16 protein-coding genes are annotated in these 19,840 nt (G+C 68.3%); 6 read left to right on the top strand and 10 right to left on the bottom strand.

Annotation, left to right across the window (positions count from 1 at the left end):
• Nucleotide 1: 1 nt before the first annotated feature.
• Entirely contained in the window at nt 2–484 is a 483-nt protein-coding gene (locus tag OOB33_RS07650) for a cyanophycin metabolism-associated DUF1854 family protein (protein ID WP_102768148.1), read from the bottom strand.
• Between the two features lie 3 nt (nt 485–487).
• Nucleotides 488–2,776: a cyanophycin metabolism-associated ABC transporter gene (locus tag OOB33_RS07645; protein WP_165794584.1), complete on the bottom strand. Its 2,289-nt coding sequence runs from the start codon at nt 2,774–2,776 to the stop codon at nt 488–490.
• 238 nt (nt 2,777–3,014) lie between these two features.
• Here OOB33_RS07645 and OOB33_RS07640 point away from each other — a divergent pair, with 238 nt between their 5' ends.
• The 4 genes from OOB33_RS07640 (at nt 3,015) to OOB33_RS07625 (ending at nt 10,038) form a co-directional block, all read left to right on the top strand.
• Nucleotides 3,015–5,210, top strand: a complete 2,196-nt coding sequence (locus OOB33_RS07640; RefSeq protein ID WP_271008242.1) for a cyanophycin synthetase — start codon at nt 3,015–3,017, stop codon at nt 5,208–5,210.
• Nucleotides 5,211–5,262: 52 nt separating this feature from the next.
• Nucleotides 5,263–7,842, top strand: coding sequence for a cyanophycin synthetase (cphA, locus tag OOB33_RS07635; RefSeq protein WP_271008241.1), 2,580 nt, complete (start codon nt 5,263–5,265; stop codon nt 7,840–7,842).
• Nucleotides 7,843–7,980: 138 nt separating this feature from the next.
• Entirely contained in the window at nt 7,981–9,549 is a 1,569-nt protein-coding gene (locus OOB33_RS07630) for a cryptochrome/photolyase family protein (protein ID WP_271008240.1), read from the top strand.
• A gap of 105 nt (nt 9,550–9,654) precedes the next feature.
• Nucleotides 9,655–10,038, top strand: coding sequence for a response regulator transcription factor (locus OOB33_RS07625; protein WP_102768152.1), 384 nt, complete (start codon nt 9,655–9,657; stop codon nt 10,036–10,038).
• Nucleotides 10,039–10,085: 47 nt separating this feature from the next.
• Here OOB33_RS07625 and OOB33_RS07620 read toward each other — a convergent pair whose 3' ends face one another.
• A complete protein-coding gene (locus OOB33_RS07620) occupies nt 10,086–11,651 on the bottom strand; it encodes a hypothetical protein (RefSeq protein WP_271008239.1) in 1,566 nt (521 codons plus the stop codon).
• Between the two features lie 332 nt (nt 11,652–11,983).
• Between OOB33_RS07620 and OOB33_RS07615 the strand changes: the two genes are divergently transcribed.
• Nucleotides 11,984–12,352, top strand: a complete 369-nt coding sequence (locus tag OOB33_RS07615) for a hypothetical protein (RefSeq protein WP_102768154.1) — start codon at nt 11,984–11,986, stop codon at nt 12,350–12,352.
• A gap of 15 nt (nt 12,353–12,367) precedes the next feature.
• On the opposite strand, the gene OOB33_RS07610 is transcribed toward OOB33_RS07615, so the two are convergent.
• From OOB33_RS07610 to sorT, 3 genes are read right to left on the bottom strand one after another with little or no spacing between them, the layout of a single operon-like run.
• Nucleotides 12,368–12,949, bottom strand: a complete 582-nt coding sequence (locus OOB33_RS07610) for a SixA phosphatase family protein (protein WP_271008238.1) — start codon at nt 12,947–12,949, stop codon at nt 12,368–12,370.
• Nucleotides 12,946–13,251 carry a SorU family sulfite dehydrogenase c-type cytochrome subunit gene (gene sorU / locus OOB33_RS07605; protein ID WP_223696735.1) on the bottom strand — a complete coding sequence of 102 codons (306 nt, stop codon included), beginning with the start codon at nt 13,249–13,251 and terminating at the stop codon, nt 12,946–12,948. Before sorU ends, OOB33_RS07610 begins: the two co-directional genes overlap by 4 nt.
• 40 nt (nt 13,252–13,291) lie before the next feature.
• The gene (gene sorT / locus OOB33_RS07600; RefSeq protein WP_271008237.1) at nt 13,292–14,536 is read right to left on the bottom strand and encodes a SorT family sulfite dehydrogenase catalytic subunit; all 1,245 of its coding nucleotides are present in this window, start codon (nt 14,534–14,536) and stop codon (nt 13,292–13,294) included.
• A 332-nt stretch (nt 14,537–14,868) separates the two neighbouring features.
• On the opposite strand from sorT, the gene OOB33_RS07595 reads away from it, so the two are divergent.
• The gene (locus OOB33_RS07595; RefSeq protein ID WP_271008236.1) at nt 14,869–16,038 is read left to right on the top strand and encodes a rhodanese-like domain-containing protein; all 1,170 of its coding nucleotides are present in this window, start codon (nt 14,869–14,871) and stop codon (nt 16,036–16,038) included.
• Nucleotides 16,039–16,076: 38 nt separating this feature from the next.
• Here OOB33_RS07595 and OOB33_RS07590 read toward each other — a convergent pair whose 3' ends face one another.
• The 4 genes from OOB33_RS07590 to OOB33_RS07575 form a co-directional block, all read right to left on the bottom strand.
• A complete protein-coding gene (locus OOB33_RS07590) occupies nt 16,077–16,820 on the bottom strand; it encodes a substrate-binding periplasmic protein (RefSeq protein WP_165794585.1) in 744 nt (247 codons plus the stop codon).
• A 163-nt stretch (nt 16,821–16,983) separates the two neighbouring features.
• Nucleotides 16,984–17,760 carry a substrate-binding periplasmic protein gene (locus OOB33_RS07585; RefSeq protein WP_271008235.1) on the bottom strand — a complete coding sequence of 259 codons (777 nt, stop codon included), beginning with the start codon at nt 17,758–17,760 and terminating at the stop codon, nt 16,984–16,986.
• A 203-nt stretch (nt 17,761–17,963) separates the two neighbouring features.
• Nucleotides 17,964–18,728, bottom strand: a complete 765-nt coding sequence (locus OOB33_RS07580; protein ID WP_271008234.1) for a hypothetical protein — start codon at nt 18,726–18,728, stop codon at nt 17,964–17,966.
• A gap of 52 nt (nt 18,729–18,780) precedes the next feature.
• Nucleotides 18,781–19,698, bottom strand: a complete 918-nt coding sequence (locus OOB33_RS07575) for an EamA family transporter (protein WP_271008233.1) — start codon at nt 19,696–19,698, stop codon at nt 18,781–18,783.
• Nucleotides 19,699–19,840 lie beyond the last annotated feature (142 nt).

The following is a 19,840-nucleotide window of genomic DNA, read 5'->3' as shown; positions in this document are numbered from 1 at the left end:
ATCACAGGAATCGCTCGAGCAGCTTGCGCGAGTGACGGTCCAGGGCGAAACGGTCCTGGACCAGGAACTGCAGGCCGTGACTGCTGGCGATCAGCAGGCGACCTTCGCCGAGACGGCGGATTTCCTCTTCGGTGCGCAGGATGAAGCTGGCCTCGCCGCGGTCGGTTTCTACCGTCCACTGGCTGGGCGTGGAGAAGGTGGATACGCTCTTCAAACGGAGCACACGCGGCATGAAGTCGCGGCTGGTCAGCTCGGCTTCGAGCAACTCGCGCTCGGCGGGCGGCAAGGCCGAAAGTCGGGCGATCCAGGCGAGCTCGTGGCCATCCCCGCCCACCAGGGACAGGCCCTCGTCGGGCGCCGAGATCGGGTGCGCACGCACCGGCACCACGCCCTCGTGCACCGTGCCTGCGGCATCGGTCAGGATCAGGCGGCCGAAACTGTCGCGTTCGAGTTTCTGAAAAGTCTTGTCGAGGCTGCTGCTCATGGCTCAGGCTCCTGCAGTGTGGGCGGACAGATTGGGCGGGATCACCGACATCTCGTCGGCCCCATCCACACGGCGCGCCTGCGCCTCGTACAGCCGCCAGTAGGCACCCTTCTTCTCCATCAGCTCGTCGTGCGGGCCGACCTCCACCACCTGGCCGCGGTCCATCACCACCAGGCGGTCGGCCTTGCGCAGGGTGGACAGGCGGTGAGCGATGGCAATCGTGGTGCGGCCTTGCACCAGGTTGTCCAGGGCCTTCTGGATTTCCTTCTCGGTCTCGGTGTCCACCGAGGAGGTGGCTTCGTCCAGGATCAGGATGCGCGGGTCGATCAGCAGGGCGCGGGCGATCGAGATGCGCTGACGTTCGCCGCCACTCAAGCCCTGACCCCGCTCGCCAACCAGGGAGTCGTAGCCCTGGGGCAGGCGCAGGATGAATTCATGCGCATGGGCGGCGCGGGCGGCGGCGACGATCTCTTCACGCGTCGCGTCGGGCTTGCCGTAGGCGATGTTCTCGGCAATGGTGCCGAAGAACAGGAAGGGCTCCTGCAGCACCAGGCCGATGTGGCGGCGGAAATCGGCCACGGCGATGCGGCGCAGGTCGACGCCATCGACACGGATGCCGCCTTCGGTCACGTCGTAGAAGCGGCAGATCAGGTTGACCAGGGTGCTCTTGCCCGAGCCCGAGTGGCCGACCAGGCCGATCATCTCGCCCGGCTTGATCTCCAGGCTCAGGCCTCGGATGACGGCGCGGTTGCCGTAGCGGAAGCCGATGTCCTGGATCTGGATCGCGCCCGTCACCCGCTGCAGCGGCACCGGGTTGGCCGGGTCCGGCACATTCGACTGGTGGTCCAGGATGTCAAAGATGCGCTTGGCGCCGGCCGCCGCTTTCTGTGTCACCGAGACGATGCGGCTCATGGAATCCATGCGGCCGTAGAAGCGGCCGATATAGGCCAGGAAGGAGGTCAGCACACCAACGGTGATGCTGCCTCCGGCCACCAGGTAAATGCCGAAGGCCCAGACCACCAGCAAGCCCATTTCGGTCAGCAGGGACACCGTGGGGCCGAACAGGCTCCAGGTCTTGTTGAGCCGGTCATTGACCTTGAGGTTGTTCTGGTTGGCCTCCTTGAAGCGGGCGGCCTCGCGCTTTTCCTGGGCAAAGGCCTTGACGACGCGGATGCCAGGGATGGTGTCGGCCAGCACGCTGGTGACCTCGCCCCAGACCCGGTCGATCTTCTCGAAGCCCGTGCGCAGGCGGTCGCGCACCAGGTGGATCATCCAGGCGATGAAGGGCAAGGGCAGCAAGGTCGCCACCGCCAGCGCCGGGCTGATGGACACCATCATCACCGTGATCATCACCAGCATCAGCACGTCGGTGATGAAGTCCAGCGCGTGCAGGGACAGGAAGACGCTGATGCGGTCGGTTTCAGAGCCGATGCGGCTCATCAGGTCGCCGGTGCGCTTGTTGCCGAAGTACTCGAGCGACAGGCTCAGCAGATGCTCAAACGTGGCGGTGCGCAGATCGGCAGCGATGCGCTCGGAGACCAGGGCCAGGATGTAGGTCTTGGCCCAGCCCAGCAGCCAGGACACCAGGCCGGCGCCGAACAGGCCGCTCAGGTAGAAAGCCACCAGCCAGGGGTCGATCTTGTGGCCTTGCTGGAAGGGGATCAGCACCTCGTCCATCAGCGGCTGGTACAGATACGGCCCGACCAGGGTGGCGGCCGTGGAGCCCAGCATCAGCAGGAAACCCGCCAGCAGCTGGCCTTGGTAGGGCTTGGCGAAGCGGCTCAGGCGCAAGAGCACCCAGGTGCTGGGCGGCGTGTGCAGCTCGCGGGCGCAGGTGGGGCATTCTTCGCTCTCGGGCGGCAGCGGCGCCTGGCAGCTGGGGCAGAACTCCAGCTCCTCGACCTCGGTCTTGGGCGGCTCGTCGCGCTTCTCAAACGCCTCCTGCCAGCGCTGTGCCTGCAGATTGATCTGCAGGGTGAAGCGCCACTGGGCCAGCCGGCCGCTGGCGTCCACCAGATCCAGGCTGCCAACACCAGCATGGTCGTGGATGCGCATGGCCAGATCGGGGCGCAGCGCCCACTCCGCCCAGCTCCGCTGCGCCGGGTCGTAAGCCAGCAGCCGCTCGGAAGTCAGGACCAGCAGGCCGCGCGCAAAGTGCATGCGGGCGTCCAGGTCAACCTCCAGCTGGGCTTTGACGTTCTCTCCGGGACGCAGTCGCGCGAGCATGGCGGCCCACTCCGGGTGCTGCAGCGCGGGCTGAGAAGAGGAATCGGGGTGAGCGTGATCGTGCATTGTTGTTGGAGCCCGGGGCTGTGCCCGGGGAAAAATGCGGAAGAAGCCCCGGGCCAAAGCTGGATTCTCTCTCACTCAAGCAGCCAGACCGAGGCCGCACCCGGGCGTTGCCCCGAGGAAACGCGCCAGCCCCGCTTCCGGCTGACCGCCGCCCGCTGAGCGCACAATTGCGGCCTGCCGCACACTGCTGCATATCTGCCCCGACAAAAGCATTCGGCCCTGACCCGGCCCGCCATCCATGAGCAAGACCCGCAAAGACGACATCCAGCTGCTGCGCATCAACTACCTGCGTGGCCCGAATATGTGGACCTACCGCCCGGTGCTGGAAGTCTGGCTCGATCTGGGTGAGCTGGAGGAGTTCCCCAGCAATCTGCTGGAGGGCTTCACCCCGCGCCTGACCGCCGCCCTGCCGGCCCTGGTCGAGCACCACTGCGGCGTGGGCGAGCGCGGCGGCTTCTTGCAACGCCTGGAAGAAGGCACCTGGTGCGGCCACATCCTGGAGCACATCGTCATCGAGCTGCTCAATCTGGCCGGCATGCCCACCGGTTTCGGCCAGACCCGTTCGACCAGCCAGCGCGGCGTCTACCGCATGGTGTTCCGCGCCCGGGACGAGAAAGTCGCCCGCAGCGCCCTGGCCGAAGGCCATGCCCTGCTGATGGCCACCATCAACGACGAGCCCTTCGACGTCAACGCCGCCGTCGCGCGCATCCGTGACGAGCTGGATGACTCCTACCTCGGCCCCTCGACGGCCGCCATCGTCGCCGCCGCCACCGACCGCCGCATCCCGCACATCCGCCTGAACGAAGGCAATCTGGTGCAGCTGGGCCATGGCGCCCGTCAGCGCCGCATCTGGACGGCCGAGACCGACATGACCAGCGCGATCGCCGAGGGCATCGCCAGCGACAAGGACCTGACCAAGAACCTGCTCAAGGCCGTGGGCGTGCCCGTGCCCGAGGGCCAGGCGGTCAAGACCCCGGCCGAGGCCTGGGAAGTGGCCCAGGACCTGGGCCTGCCCGTGGTCGTCAAGCCCAGCGACGGCAACCATGGCCGCGGCGTGACCCTGGATCTGCAGACCCAGGCCGATGTCGAAGCCGCCTTCAAGGTGGCCGACGAAGAAGGCTCCGAGGTGCTGGTCGAGCGCTACATCCGCGGCAACGAGCACCGCATCCTGGTCGTCGGCGGCCGGGTGGTGGCCGCCGCGCGCGGCGAGGCCGCCTGGATCACCGGCGACGGTCAGCAGACCGTGCGCCAGCTGGTCGACAGCCAGATCAACACCGACCCGCGCCGCGGCCTGACCGAAGACTTCCCGCTCAACCGCATCACCCTGGGCGAAGACCCGGTGGTAATTCTCGATCTGCAAAGGCAAGGTCTGACCCCCGAGTCGGTGCCGGCCGCCGGCCGCCAGGTGCTGATCCAGCGCAACGGCAATGTCGCCATCGACTGCACGGCCGAGGTCCACCCCGATGTGGCCCATGCCGTGGCCCTGGCCGCCCGCGTGGTCGGCCTGGACATCGCCGGCGTCGACCTGGTCAGCGAAGACATCTCCAAGCCCATGGCCGAGACCGGCGGCGCCATCGTCGAGGTCAATGCCGGCCCGGGCTTGCTGATGCACCTGAAGCCGGCTGCGGGCAGCCCGCAGCCGGTCGGCCAGGCCATCATCGACCACCTGTTCGCCGAGGACGAAACCGGCCGCATCCCGGTGGTCGGCGTGGCCGGCTCGCGCGGCACCCACACCATCAGCCGCCTGGTCGCCTGGCTGCTGCACCTGAACGGCCGCCATGTCGGCCTGGCCTGCCGCGACGGCCTGTTCCTGGGCACGCGCCGGGTCGAGCGCCGCCCCTCCAACCGCTGGGACGCGGCCCACCGCCTGCTGATGAACCGCGGCGTTGACGCCGTGGTGATCGAGAACAGCGCCGCCAATGTGCTGCGCGACGGCCTGGCCTACGACCGCTGCCAGGTCGGCGTGGTCACCGATATGGGCGGCATCGAAGGCCTGGCCGAATTCGATGTGCACAGCGAAGACCAGCTCTACAAGGTGCTGCGCACCCAGGTGGACGTGGTGCTGTCGGAAGGCGCCGCGGTGCTCAATGCCGATGTCGCCCGCCTGCTGGACATGGCCGAGCTCAGCGACGGCGAGGTCGTGCTCTACGCCCTGGACGGCGCGGCCGACAGCCTGAAGGCCCACCGCGAGCAAGGCGGCCGTGCCGTCTTCCTGCAAGGTGGTGCCGCGGTGCTGGCCCAAGGCCACTCGGAAACCGTGGGCGCCAATGTCGACGCCCTGCTGCGCCGCTTTGCCGCCAGCCCGGCCGGCGCCGGCGCCGAGGTCGATGCCGCCACCGTGCTGGCCGCCGTGGCCACGGCCTGGGCGCTGGGCATCCCGCCCGAGCTGATCTCGGCCGGCCTCGACACCTTTGTTCTCGAACTGCAGGCCTGACCTCGGCCTGCGCGACGCTCCCCATACCTTTCCAAGCTCTGGAACACGCACCATGGAAGTTTCCCGCACACGCGCGCTGCGCGGCCCCAATATGTGGAGCCGCCACACGGCCATCGAAGCGGTCGTGCACTGCACGCCGGCCGAGCAGTCGATCGCCGACATGCCCGAATTTGAAGCCCGGCTGCGCGCCCTCTTCCCCAGCATCGGTGCCCTGCGCCCCGCCAGCGCCCAGCGCACGCCCATCACCCTGGCCCATGTGCTGGAGCAAGCCACACTGGCCCTGCAAGCCCAGGCCGGCTGCCCGGTGACCTTCAGCCACACCCACATCACCTCCGAGCCCGGCAGCTACCAGGTGGTGGTGGAGTACAGCGAGGAAGACGTCGGCCGCATGGCCTTCGAAGCCGCCTGCAAGCTGGTGGAAGCCGCACGTGATGGCGGCAGCTTCGATGCCGACGCCACCCTCAAAGCCCTGCGCGACCTGGACGAGGACGTGCGCCTCGGCCCCTCGACCGGCTCCATCGTCAACGCCGCCGTGGCCCGCGGTGTGCCCTACCGCCGCCTGACCCAGGGCAGCCTGGTGCAGTTCGGCTGGGGCGCCAAGCAGCGCCGCATCTGGGCCGCCGAAGTGGACGCGACCAGCGCAGTGAGCGAATCGATCGCCCAGGACAAAGACCTCTGCAAGCGCCTGCTGCAATCGGCCGGCGTGCCGGTGCCCACCGGCCGCCCGGTCAGCTCCATCGACGACGCCTGGGAGGCCGCGCTGGAGATCGGCCTGCCCGTGGTCGTCAAGCCGCAGGACGGCAACCAGGGCAAGGGCGTGACCGTCAATGTGGTCACCCGCGAGCACATGGAGATTGCCTACAAGGCCGCCGATGAAATCGGCCAGGTCATGGTCGAGAAGTTCCTGCCCGGCAGCGATTACCGCCTGCTGGTGGTGGGCGACAAGCTGGTCGCCGCCGCCCGCCGCGACCCGCCGCATGTCATCGGTGATGGTGTGCTGACCGTCAAGCAGCTGGTCGACAAGGTCAATGCCGACCCCAAGCGCGGCGACGGCCACGCCACCTCGCTGACCAAGATCCGCTTCGACGACATCGCCGTGGCGCGCCTGACCCAGCAAAACCTGACCCCCGACTCGGTGCCGGAAAAAGGCCAGCGCGTCATCCTGCGCAACAACGCCAATCTGTCCACCGGCGGCACCGCCACCGATGTGACCGATGACGTGCACCCGGACGTGGCGGCGCGCGCCATCGCCGCGGCGCAGGTCGTGGGCCTGCATGTCTGCGGCGTCGACGTGGTGGCCGAGAGCGTGCTGCGCCCACTGGAAGAGATCAACGGCGGCATCGTCGAAGTGAACGCCGCGCCGGGCCTGCGCATGCACCTCTCGCCCTCCTACGGCAAGGGCCGCAATGTCGGCGAGGCCATCATTGCCCACCTCTACGGCCACGGCCACAAGAGCGAGGACGGCCGCATCCCCGTGGTCGCCGTCACCGGCACCAATGGCAAGACCACCACCTCGCGCCTGATCGCCCATCTGTTCGCCACCTGCGGTCTCAAGGTCGGTATGACCAACACCGACGGCGTCTACGTCGATGGCCGCCAGATCGACAGCGGCGATTGCTCTGGCCCCAAGAGCGCCCGCAATGTGCTGATGCATCCCGATGTGGAAGCGGCCGTGTTCGAAACCGCGCGTGGCGGTGTGCTGCGCGAGGGCCTGGGCTTTGACCGCTGCCAGGTGGCCGTCGTCACCAACCTCGGCGCTGGCGACCACTTGGGCATGAACTTCCTCAACACCGTGGAAGAGCTGGCCCTGGTCAAACGCGTGATCGTGCAGAACGTGGCGCCGAGCGGTTATGCCGTGCTGAACGCGGCCGACCCGATCGTTGCGAACATGGCCGGCACCTGCCCGGGCCAGATCATCTTCTTCGCCGCCGACCGCCACCATCCGCTGATGGCCACCCACCGCGCGCAAGGCAAGCGCTGCGTCTATGTGGACGGCGACCAGCTGGTGGCCGCCCAGGGCAGCTGGCGCGAGACCATCCCGTTGCGTGACATTCCCATCACCCGCGGTGGCGCGATCGGCTTCCAGGTCGAGAACGCCATGGCCTCGGTGGCCGCCGCCTGGGGCGTGGGCCTGGACTGGGACACCATCCGCCGCGGCGTGGCCAGCTTCGCCAATGACGCCGACAACGCGCCCGGCCGCTTCAATGTGATGGACTACCGCGGCGCCACCGTGATTGCCGATTACGGCCACAACGCCGACGCCATGCGCGCCCTGGTGGCTGCGGTCGAAGCCCTGCCGGCCAGCAAGCGCTCGGTCGTGATCAGCGGTGCCGGTGACCGGCGCGACGAAGACATCCGCGAGCAGACCGTCATCCTGGGCGCCGCCTTTGACGAGGTGATCCTGTTCCAGGACGCCTGTCAGCGCGGCCGCGAGGACGGCGAGGTGCTGGCCTTGCTGCGCCAGGGTCTGGAGGGCGCTAGCCGCACCCGCTACATCGAGGAGATCCGCGGCGAGTTCATCGCCATCGACGCCGCCCTGGCGCGCCTGCAGCCGGGCGAACTCTGCCTGGTGCTGGTGGACCAGGTGGAAGAAGCCCTGGCCCATCTGGCGCAGCGCATCCAGGCTGGCTGATCGGCGTTTCGTCCCGAAGCAGAAGCCGGCGCCCCAAGCGCCGGCTTTTTTCTGCCCGGCGCACATCTTCCGCGCGTATGCTGCGCGCATGCACCTCTTGGACACCCTGCACATGACGGTTTATTCCGGCGGACTCTCATGACTGCAACTCTGCGCCATCTGGTTCTGGTGTTGGGGGATCAGCTCAACAGCGACGCCTCCGCCTTCGACGACTTCGACCCGGCACAAGACGCCGTCTGGATGGCCGAGGTGCGCGAGGAGTCGACCCATGTCTGGTCCTCCAAGCCGCGCACGGTGATGTTTCTGGCGGCCATGCGCCATTTCGCCCTGGCCCTGCGCCGCCTGGGCCGCCCCTTGCACTACCGCTGGCTCGACGACCCCGACAACCAGGGCAGCCTGGCCGGCGAACTGCGCGCCGCCATCGCCCGGCTGCAGCCGCAGCGCCTGATCATGACGGCGCCGGGCGACTGGCGCGTGCTGCAGGCCCTGCGCGCCGTGGCCGCCGAGGCCGACCTGCCGCTGGAGCTGCGCGACGATCGGCATTTCTTCAGCACCGTGCGTGAGTTCGCCGCCCACGCGCAAAGCCGCGGCAGCTTGCGCCTGGAGTATTTCTACCGCGAGCTGCGCCAGAAGCACGGTGTGCTGATGGAGCCCGATGGCCGCCGCCCGCTGGGCGGGCAGTGGAACTTCGATGCCGAGAACCGTGAGGCCTTCGGTGCCGCCGGCCCCGGCTTTCTGCCGGCCCGCAGCCAGTTCCCCCCCGATGCACTGACCCGCGAGGTGATCGCCCTGGTCCAGCGCCAACTGCCCGATCACCCGGGCCGGCTGGACAGCTTTGCATGGCCGGTCACGCGCGAACAGGCCTTGCAGGCGCTGGGCGAGTTCCTCAGCGAGCGCCTGCCCTTGTTCGGCCACTACCAGGACGCCATGTGGCCCGAGGAGCCCTGGCTCTACCACTCCCATCTGGCCGCTGCGCTCAACCTCAAGCTGCTGAACCCGCGCGAGGTGGTGGCTGCGGCCGAGGCCGAGTACCGCGCCGGGCGCGCGCCGCTGGCCTGCGTGGAGGGTTTCATCCGCCAGATCCTGGGCTGGCGCGAGTATGTGCGCGGCGTCTACTGGACGCAGATGCCGGGCTATCTGGAGCACAACAGCCTGCAGGCCAAGCAGGACCTGCCCGCCTGGTACTGGACCGGCGAGACCGAGATGGTCTGCGTCAGCGCCGCCTTGCGCCAGACCCTGGACCATGGCTACGCCCACCACATCCAGCGCCTGATGGTGACGGGGCTGTTCTCCCTGCTCTACGGCGTGGCGCCTGCGCAGATCCATGCCTGGTATCTGGCCGTTTATGTCGACGCCGTGGAGTGGGTGGAACTGCCCAACACCCTGGGCATGAGCCAGTTCATCGACGGCGGCCTGCTGGCCAGCAAGCCCTATATCGCCAGCGGCAAATACATCCAGCGCATGAGCAGTGGCAGCTACTGCCGGCGCTGCCCGTATGACCCGGCCGAGCGCCTCGGCGAGCGCGCCTGCCCCTTCACCACCTTGTACTGGGATTTTCTGATCCGCCACGAAGCCCTGCTGGCCGCCAACCCGCGCATGGTCATGCAGGTGCGCAATGCAACGCGGTTGAGCGCAGAGGAACGCGCAGCCATCCAGCAGCAAGCGGCCGCCCTGCGCCAGCCCAAAGCACGGGCCGGCACTCCCTGATATGCCACAGGCCGATAGATCTGCATTGCCGAGGCGCACGCACTTGAGTTACCGTCCAGCCATGCGCTTGGCGCCGCCGCTTCCGGCCCCACCGGACTGCTCTCAATGAAAAAGATCCTGATCGTTGACGACAACCCCGACATCCGGGCCCTGCTGCACGCCACCCTGGACCTGGCCCAGAGCTTCGAGATCCACGAGGCCACCAATGGCGTCACCGCGGTCGAACAGGCGGCCATCATCAAACCCGATCTGGTGCTGATGGACATCATGATGCCGGGCGAGTTCGACGGGCTGGAGGCCTGCCGCCGTATCAAACAGCTGACCCTGGACCACGGCCTGCCGCCCAAGGTGCTGCTGGTCAGCGCCAAGCCGCGCGATCAGGTGCGGCAGCAGCTGGATGAGGTCGGGGCCGATGAATTCATGGCCAAGCCCTTCGGGCCGGCCCAGTTGGTGGCCTGCATCATGGCCTTGTTCCAACCCAAGGACTGAAAGCCCGCAGCAGGCCGCGGGCCCGCCTGCGCGCATCCAGCCCCCGCTCACCACTTGCAGCCGTTCTTGCGCACCGCGTCGGCGGCCAGCGGGATCACGGCCAGCAGCCCCATCTGCTCGCCATAGGCCTTGCGGCAATCCTTCTTGCCGGCGGCCTCCATGCTTTCTTCCAGCTTGGATTTGCGCTCGGGCGGCGGCGGCACCATGTTCAGCAAGCCCGAGCTGCTGCGCGAGGGCAGTGCGCCGCCGCGCATATCGCGCGGCAGATTGAGATTGAGGCGCGGTGCATCGGGCGGTGTGGAGGCCGGCGTCGCCACATCGTGCCCCAGTTGCGCGCCGGCATCGGGTGCGCCTTGACCGGGGCGACTCGATGACGCGGGCGTGGCCGTGACGGGACTGCCAGGCTGGGCATTGCTGCCATTCGATGACGCCGGGGGCGCGTGGACCGGGTTGTTCGGGCTGGCACTGGGCTTGGCTTGAGTCTGCGCACCGGCCTCCGGGCTGCGGGCCGCGCTGCTGTCGGCAGCCTGAGCGCTGGGGCTGGGGCTGCTCTGCACCTGGGCGGCCGCGGGCTCGGCCTTGGCGTCACTGATCGCCGTGTTGGGCACACCGCCTATCTGAGGGTTGTTAACAGGCAGCGCTGGCAGCTGAGGCAGCGCTGCGGCCGCTTCCACCGGCGCCCGCTGCGGCGGCAAAGGCAGGGCCTCGGATCGGGTGGGAGCTGTCAACGCAGCCGGGTTCGGCTGGGGCAGTTGGCGCGTGCGAACCGGCGCCGTCACCGGTTCGAAGGCCGGCAAGGGCTGCACCGTTTGTGCCGGGGCAGGCAGGGGTTGGGTGGGGCTCAGATCTTGCGCCGAGGCTCGACTCAGGCGGCTGCTGGCCGCCGGCAGGCTGCGCGTTTGCACCGGCGGGACGAAGGCCACGGGCGCCTGGGCCGGCAAGCTCGCGAGGGGGGCGGCTTCGGCACTGGACTGCAAGGGAATGAGCTCGGCGCGTGCCCGGTTCACGGGCGGCGCTGCTTCCCGCAATCGATTCAGCGCCCGCGCCGCCAAGGGCTCGGGCAGCGGTGTGGGGTCCGGTGAAGGCAAGGCCATCGGCTCGGGCAGGCGCTCCAGCGCCGGGGCTGGATCGGGCGCGGGCGCGGGCGCAGGTGCGGGTGCGGGTGCGGGTGCGGACTTTGGCATGGGAGCGGTGGCCGGCGTGAGCTCGGGAGCAGGCTTGGGGCCCTCCACCGGCCGAGCCTGGTCCTGCCCGGTTTGCTCCATCTCCTGCGCGGCCGGCGTGGGGTTCCAATCGCCCAGTCGCGCCGCCCCCGGCCCCGTCTCGCGTGGCGCTTCGGGCCGCACGCTGCCCCCGTGTCGAGTCTGTCGCGCCTGACCCACCGGACCCGTCTGCTGCGGCACCCCGGCGCCGACCTCGCCCGAACCCGCTTCCAGGCGGGGGCCACGCAAGGTCACATTGATGCGCCCCCAGACGCCCTCACCCGCCGGCGCCGTGCCACCTTGGGTGTTGCCGAAGACCAGCAACAGCAACACGTGCAGCAGCAGGGCCAGGGTCAGGCATTGCTGCATGCGTGTGGGCGGCTGACGCGGCTGCTGAAGCCACGCAGCCATGGCCGAAACACCAGCGCTTCGGGCCGGGGCATTCACGGTGGCTAAGGCGGGAAATCGGAGCATTGAAAGCGGGGCGGGCAGACGTTCGCGCCCGGCAAGGCTCGGCGGGGCAGGCTGAAATGTAGCGCGGCGCGCCCGGGCGCCACCTGGGGCCTGCCCGCAGTGCGCGGCAGCCGCACTTCGTGAGCGATGTCACGAAATCGGGAAAACCTGGCCCGCAGACATGGGCTGGCGCGCCGGGCGGGCGAGGACTAAGCTGCGTGCATCGCCTGGACTCTCGCTGTGCATTGCAGCGGCACCAGTTTTGCACCCGCCCATTGCAAGGAATCGCCATGAAAACCACCCTGCTCGCCCTCAGCCTGATCAGCCTCAGCGCCCTCTCGCACGCCGCCGCCGCGCCGCAAGACAGCCCCGAAGGCCTGGCACTGCGCAGCGAATGCGCGCAGAAGTACAGCGCGGGCTACGCGGCCCGTGACGCCGCCGCCAAGTCGGACACCGACGAGTACGTGTTTGTCTATCACAAGGGGCAATACAAGGGTGAGCATGTCGCCGGCCAGACCCTGGACTGCACCGAACGCCAGTACGCCGCCTATCTGAACACCGTGGATCCGACCCGCGTGATGGCCGCCTATCCGACTGCCGCTGGCCGCCCCAGCATCAAGGCGCCGCGTCTGCCGCGCACGCCCTCGGTCGGCAAGTGAGCGCCTGACCCGCGCTCAAAGACAGCCCGCTTGCGCGGCCGGGCTCGGCTCGCCGTAGCGCAGCTGCGCCAGTGAAGCCTGAACGCCTGCGGCAACAGCCGGCCGCAAGACGAAGAGGTGCTGATAGCTGCTTTCACACAGCTCTGCCACCTGCGGCCCTCCCAGGGCCGCGATCAAGGCCGGCACCGTGTTGCTGTGACCGACGATCAAGAGCGCCCCGCCGGACTGAGCACGGGCCAGCGCCACGATCTCCTGGATATGTGCGGCGCCTTCCCCGCGCCGGGCAGGCACCGGTCGGGCTTCGATCTGCAGCCGCTGCGCCAGCGGCGCCGCCGTCTCACGGGTGCGACGGAACTGGCTGGTGATGATCTCCCGCACCCCAGCGGCGACCAGCGCCTCAACCAAGGACTGGGCACGCACCTGGCCGGCGGCGCTCAAGCCCGGGTCGGCCGCAGGCTCGCCCGCCCGCTCGGCATGTCGCACCAGAAAGATCTGGTCCGGCCAGGCCGAAGCGGAAGCCGCCAGCAGCAGGCCGCCGACCGCCCACAAGCTGCGAATCAGGCTCTGCCGCATCGCGGCGGCGGCCCTGCGCTTCATGGGGCAGCTTTGGGTGGTTGCACAGCGCCGCCGGTCGAGCGGGCCACGAACACCGCCAAAGCCTCGATGTCGGCCGCGCTGAGCTTGTCTGCAAAGCTGGGCATGGCGCCCAGGCCCGCGCGCAAGACCTTGCGCACCCGCTCGGCGTCTGGCTTGAGCTCGTCCAGCACCGGCCCGACCTGACCTTCCGAGCCGGCCGCCGCCAGCGTGTGGCAGACGGCACAGGCCGGCTGGGTCTGGGTGAACAAGGCCTTGCCTCGCGCCAGCTGCTGCGGCTCGTCAGCCGCCAGCGCGAGCGGCATGGCGGCCAGGCCGCCGATCAAGCCAAGCCAGACGCGCAACTCAAACCACCGTGATGGCGACGGCATGGTCGCGCCAGCTGTTGTTGTTGTAGCCGCTGAGGTTCTCCTCGCGCAGCTCGGCCTGCACCTGGCCCTGGGCGTCGGTGGCGCGGCTGGCCAGGGTGTAGCTGCCCGCAGGCAGGCGTACCGACAGCACGAACTGGCGCCAGGCAAAGCGGCCCAGATCGGGGCCGACCAGGCGGGCGGGGTACCAGTTCTTGCCGCCGTCCACCGAGACCTCGACGCCCTTGATCGCCTGCGTGCCGCCAAAGGCCACGCCGTGGATCTGCACCAGGCCTTCCTTGACCGGGCCGGTCTCGGGCAGCGGGCCGTTGATCCAGGACTTGACGCCCATCTCCAGCACCGAGGGCTGGTCCGGCGCGGCCTTGGCGCCGGCGGGCGTCATGCGGTAGCCGTGCGACATGATGCGAGCCTTGGACTCCTGAGCGGTGAAGGCCAGGCTCTTGACGTACTTGATGTTGTTCACGCCTTGGTAGCCCGGCACGATCAGGCGCAGCGGGCCGCCGTGAGCCAGGCTCAGCGGTTCGCCGTTCATCTCCCAGGCCAGCAACGCGTCTTCCAAGGCCTTGATCGGCACCGAGCGCTCGACAATGACCGAAGCCGGGTCCACGCCCTCGGGCAACTTTTCACCGCCGGTGCCGGTGATGTAGAGCATGCCGTCGGCCACGCCGCCGAGCGCCGTCACCACATTGCGCAGCGGCACGCCGCTCCACAGCACGCAGCCGGCCGCGCCCACGGTCCAAGGCGTGCCGCTGGGCTTGCTGGGGAAGAAGCCGCGGCCATTGCCCGAGCATTGGATGACGGTGGCCACGGTTTCCAGGCCCAGGGTCTTGAGCTCGGCCAGACGCAGGCTGCGCGGATTCTTGACGCCCTCGACCGACAGGGTCCAGGCATCGCGGTCGTCCAGGATGGCGGCGTCGGGCGCGGGCAGGTTGTTGCGAACGTAAAGCTGCGAGGCCGGGGTGATCACACTGGTGCCGAAGGCCGAACGGCGGGTCTCCAGGGTGCTGCTGCTGTGCTGGATCAGCTGGGCGGCGTTCTTCCAGGCGGCGTAGGCCGGCAGCGGTTTGGCGGCGGCCGCTGCGGCGGGTGCAGCCGCAGCAGTCTGGGCCGCGGCCGGGCCCATCCAACTGCCCAGGCCGACGGCGCCAAGGGCCGAAGCCGTGCCAGTCAGCCATTGGCGGCGGGCATGGAGGGGGGCGGAGGGGTTCTTCTTCGTGCTCATGCAATCGTCTCCCGGGGTGCGTGTTTGAAGGGAAGTTTGGGCTAAAGAACAGACTCTGAAATGCAAGCTCGAAACCGGTGCATCTTTCTTGCAAGCGCGCCATTCTGGGGGCTGGCGGCCATGCCGCCGCTCAGGATATAGCCCTAGAGGGCGACGCGCGCCCATTCTGCATTCGACTCTGTGACGACATGAAATACGGGCACACTTCAGGCTTTGGGCAAGATGCCCGAGTCCCAGTCATCGCCATCGGGAGGGGCGACGACTTCTGGCGGCTGCAACCGGACTGAGACGCCGGACCAGCCTGTTATCAAGAAAACCGCCCGATGTTGACGATGAAACCACTTGCAAATATGTGGCGCGCCGCCATGGTGATGGGCCTCTGGGCCTGCGGCTCGGCCCAGGCCGGCTTGAGCGCCGTGGTCGCGGTTGAACCCACCGCCAAGAAAGCCAGCTACAGCATCCACTACAGCGCCCTCGACGCCGCCCTCAGCCGAGCGGCCTCTCAAGCGGTGGCCACCACCGCCAGCGAAGACATGGCCGATGTCATGCGCGCCACCCGCAGCGCGGGCTTCGACATCTTCATCGGCCCGGCTCAGGTGGCCGCCTCGGCCCTGCACCGCGGCTACGAGCTGGTGGGTGCCACCCAGGCATCCGAGCCTTTCTTGCTGGTGGTGCGCAAGGAAGTGCCCGACATCCCGGGGCTCAAGACCCGCCGCATCTATCTGCCGCAGCAGGATTCGATCTACACCTATATGGCGCGCGGCCTGCTCAACCAGGGCGGCCTGTCCATGCAGGACATGAAGGTGGCCCATGAGCGCTTTCCGCAAGCCGGCCTGACCGCCCTGATGCTGGGCGCGGCCGATGCCACCGTGGTGACGGCCAGCGACTGGAATGAATGGTCGGCGCAGAACCCGCAAATCGGCCGCGTGCTGGCCAAGACCGAGGGCGTCCCGGCCGGCCTGAGCGTGGTGATCAAAAAAGACCTGCCGGCAGACGTGCGCGGCCGTCTGAGCAGCTTCTTCAATGCGCCGCCTGCGGCTGTGGGCCTGCCGCCCACCAAGTTCAAACCCGACAGCGGCGAGTACAAGCGCGTCTCCGAGCTGGGCCTGTTCACGCCCACCAGCCTGCCTGGCGTGACCCGTGTCAGCGCGCGCGAAGCGCAGAAGCTGCAAGGCCAGGGGGCCTTGCTGATCGACACCCGCACCGAGAAAGAATTCCAGGCCCGCCGCATCCCCGGCGCCATCTGGGTGCCCTATGTCGAGAAGAGCCTGAAAGACATCGCCTTCAATGCGGCCCAGGACGACTTCAGCGCGCTGGCCAAGGTGGACAAGCTCGACGTCAACCGCGCTGTGATCTTTGCCTGCAACGGCGCGGAATGCTGGAAGTCTTACAAGGCCGCGCGCGTGGCCCAGCAAAAAGGCTTCAAGAAGGTGCACTGGTTGCGCGGCGGCCTGCCCGAATGGGAGGCCGAAGGCCTGCCGGTGCAGAACGCTGCGCCCTGAACCCGGCCGCTCAGCGCGCGGCCTGGCGAGCCTTCCGCTCAATCCAGGCCGTAGCGGCGCCGGATCTCGCGCAGCACACCACGCGCCTCCAGCCGGCCCAGCGCCTGATCCAGCAGTTGCGCATCGGCCTCGCTGACGCTTTTCTCGCTCAGCATGAAGGCCACCGGCCCGCGCACCGTGCCAAAGGGCATGAGCTGCAGCACCATGTTTTGCTTGCGGGCCAGATCCAGCAAGGACGCCACATCGCCCAGGATCAGGGGTGCGCGCTGGCGCTGCAGCATGGCCACGCCCTTGCCATGGGTCTCGAACAGCTCCAACAGGCCGGCCTCGCGCAGCGGTGCGCGCCAGGGCTCGAAGTCCGGCCCCAGGCGCCCGGCGTTGAGCACCAGCAACGGCGTGCGCGTGCGCAGCACATCCTCGAAGCTGCTCAGGCGGGCGGCAGGCGCGGGCAATTCGCGCCCCTGCAGGCTGCGCAAGGCCAGCACACCCAGCACTTCCTCGCGGTAGACGCGGGTGTATCGCACGCCGGCGGCGGGCGGATTCTTGGGCGTGGCGGCCAGGATCAGGTCGATCTCGCCCTCTTGCAGCTGCAGGATGCGCCGCCGCCGCGGCAGCGGATCCACCCACTGAAGACGACAACCGCTTTCGTTCATCAAAGCCTGCAGGATTTCGAAATCCATGCCGCTGTGCTGACCGTCCTCATGGTTGACCAGGTAAGGCGGCCAACTCGCACGGGTGACGCGCAGAGCATGGCGGCAGCCCGCGCTCCAGGCTGAACTCATGGCCAGCAAAAGCAGCAGACTCAGCGCCGCCGAACGGCGATGAAAGCGGGATGAAGCGAGACAGTTCACGAGCGGAGCGACCGGCGTCAAAAACGCTGCGCCTGCGGCCAGCGATTCCCGGACCATAACGCAAAGCCGCCCGAACGGGGCTGGGCGCAGACCCCTATCTGAAATACCGCTGCTGCAGCCGGGCAACGCTGCCGTCGGCCACCAGCTGCTGGTAGGCGTGCAACCAGCGATCAGTCTCAACCTCGCTGACATGCAGAGAACAGCCCATGTAGAGGTCGGCCTCACCCAGATGGGCGAGGGTCCGGAACGCGCTGCGCGCATAACCATTCAACTCGATGGCAGCATTGAGCATGGGCGCACCGGCATAAATCGCATCCAGCATGTCGCTGCGCAGCATGCGCAGCAAATCCTTGTAGTCCTTGGCCTCGATGATCTGGCTGAAGCGCTCGGCCTGCAGATTCTTGATGATGGGCGAACCGCGCAGCACGCCGACGCGCCGGCTGCGCAGAGTCTCCAGGCTCAGCGCGCCGCCACCGGCCCGGCCCACCAAGGCATAGCTGACATGCATCAGCAGGATCAGCCAGCGGAACTTGTGCTCGCGGTCCGGCGTGCGCGCCAGCGGAAACACGCCCAAGGCCTCGCCCGCCTCGGTCATGCGCACCGCTCGCGCCCAGGGGAAGAACTGCACGGCATCGCGCCTGCCGAGGCGTTCGGCCATCAACTGAGCCAGCTCGTAGGCATAACCTTGCGGGCCTTCGCTGCTCTGCCAGGCAAACGGTGGCAGGTCACCGGCCACCCAGCGCAAGGGCGCAGGCTCGGCCGCGCTGGCGGCGTGGCTGGTCGCAGCCCAGCTGGCGCAGGCGCTGACAGGCAGGCAGGGAGCCCAGGCGCAGAGGCGGCGGCGGGACAGGGGAAAGTCGGCGGGGTCCATCGCTGCAGCACGCAGACCGGCGGCAGGCGCCGGACACGCAGTCTTGGCTGTTTGTCTCGTCCTGGCTGCCTGTCCCGGCGGCTCAGAGGGGGTGGATCCCTGCAGTTCGATCCACTGTAGCACCGTCGCGTGCGAACACCGCCCCCTGAAACAGGGGCAGCGACAGAACGGGCGAATGCGCCTCGCGACGACCTGGGCGCTGGCTAGCTGCCGCGAACAGGTTGGCCAGGCGCTGAGCTTGGGCGCGATGCGGCGGCGGCCGTGGGCTGTGCCGGAGCCTCACTGGCAGGGCGCGCGGAGGCGCTGGCACTCGCAGCTGCCCCGGGTGGCGCCGCGCCATCCCGTGTCGGGCCGCTGTCTTTCGCTTCAGCGCCCGCGCTGTAGGCCGAGATCAGCATGACAAAGAGCAGGATCAGCACCGACAAGGCAGACAAGGCGATGAGGGCCTGCGTCTTTCGATACCCCGGGCCGCCGTGACCGGTCGCGAGATGAGGCGGCCGGCCCGGCATCCCGGGCCAGAACCACTGCGCATCCAGGAAGCTGCGACGACTCATCAAATGGCTGTAGGACACATGGTCATGCAAGATCCGGGCATGCAGGGCGAACCAGAACAGAAGCAAGAAAAGCGAAGATCCGACGATGCCCCACAGCTTGACGCCCCAGCTGAGTTTCTCGCTGCCCAGCAAGCTGATACCGCCCGCGAACAGCAAACCGACCACGGTGAAGAACAAGCACGCCATGGACGCCTCGGTGGCCCGCAGGGCACGCATCTCGGAACCCAGCTCCAGGTAGAGATCGCTCAACCTCGCCTGTCGCTCCGGGCTCAGTCTGGCCGGCATCGGTGGAGGTTCCGGAATGACCGGTTTCGACAAGCCCAGGAGCCTGTCCAGCAAACGAAGAACCGCTTCCATCATGATTTCCCCCCCGGTTCGGCGCGCTGGCCTTGAGTTTGTTGCGGTGGCCCGCATCAGTTTGTCGCATGGAGAGCAAGGTTCACCTTGCCGTCTCCTGTCGTGCCCTTCACCCCAGCGCCAGGCCCGCCACGCCCAGCGCAATGGCTGCGGCACCCAGCAGGCGCAGCCAACGGTCGCCCTCGCCCAGCAGGCTGCCGCCGGCCAGGGCGGCGAACAGCATGGACACCTCGCGCGCCGGCGCCACATGACTGAGCGGCGCCAGCTGCATGGCGTAGAGCACCATGATGTAGCTCATCGGCCCCAACACGGCAATGGCCAGGGCGGGCTTCCACTGCGTCCGCCAGACCGCTTTGAAGCGGGCCGGATCGCGCAGCGCGAACGGCCCCATCACCGGGATGCGCAAGACATTGCCGACGTAGTCGACCAGGATGGGCGAGATCAGCAGCACCTTGACCGCGTACCCATCGATCACGGTGTAGGTGGCAATGAACACCCCGGTCAATGCGCCCCAGAACAGGCCGCGATGCAGGCGCTGGCGCACAAAGGCGCGCGACTCGTTCAAGGCCCCGGCCTCGCCTCGCCCCAGCAGCTGGCGCAGGAGCGCCGGGCCGCCGGCGATCAGAAACACCCCGGAGACCACCGCCAAGGCGCCCGCGGCGCCCAGCCAACTCAAACTCTCACCCAGCACGAAGACTGCGGCCACCGAGCTCAACAAGGGCCCGCTGCCGCGTGCCAGCGGGTAGACCACGGTCAGGTCGGCCACCGAGTAGCCATGGAGCAGGCAACGGAAATACAGCACATGCACGGCAGCGCTGACGGCCAGAACCGCCCACTCCAGCCAACCCCAGATCGCCACACCCTCGACGCCAGTCCATGCCACCACCGGCGCCCAAACCAGGCCAACCAGGATGGAGCTCATCAGCACGAACTCGTTGCCGCCCCCACCGCTGCGCTTGGCGATCAGATTCCAGCTGGCGTGGCAGATGGCGGCGGCAAGCACCAGGGCGAGGGCAAGAGGACTCATTCGGGGCGCAAGAAGACTGGCAGGGCACAGAACCGGCCCAACACGACGAGCGCCTCGGACCGAAACCCTCGATTGTGCGTTCGTCGGCGAACAGACCGCGCAAGCCAGGCAATCTACAAGCACTGTGTCGGTGCCCCTGCCG

The organism is Paucibacter sp. B51 (genome assembly GCF_027863535.1).
GTDB classification, from domain to species: domain Bacteria; phylum Pseudomonadota; class Gammaproteobacteria; order Burkholderiales; family Burkholderiaceae_C; genus Paucibacter_A; species Paucibacter_A aquatilis.
This window is presented reverse-complemented; position numbering and strand designations above follow the sequence as displayed.